At 46.1% G+C, this 241-nt stretch carries 1 pseudogene; it reads left to right on the top strand.

Features of this window, described 5'->3' with window-relative positions:
- A pseudogene (locus tag DN394_RS29700) lies at positions 1 to 234 on the top strand (hypothetical protein); the annotation flags it as partial.
- Positions 235 to 241: the final 7 nt, after the last annotated feature.

The raw sequence follows: 241 nt of genomic DNA, 5'->3' as shown, positions 1-241 counted from the left end.
ACATCGTTTACTGGCTCTGGTCGAAGGAACAGGAGAACGTGCAGAACAAGTATTAATTCGCCAGCTACAGGATTACTTGCACGCATTTGGGAGTTGCCTCATATTCTTGCAGACGATTCCAAAAAAGCAGGTGCAGGTGCAGACTTGCCGGATACAGATGCAATGAAGCGCTTAACCCATGGGATTCATAACGAAGGAGTAGATATCCAACCTCTAGAGCCGTGGATTACATAAGAGCATA

The sequence above is a fragment of the Bacillus sp. BB081 genome (genome assembly GCF_008368895.1).
Classification (GTDB): domain Bacteria; phylum Bacillota; class Bacilli; order Bacillales; family Bacillaceae_G; genus Bacillus_A; species Bacillus_A wiedmannii.
The sequence above is the reverse complement of the archived record's forward strand: the minus strand, read 5'-3'. Positions and strand labels throughout refer to the sequence as shown.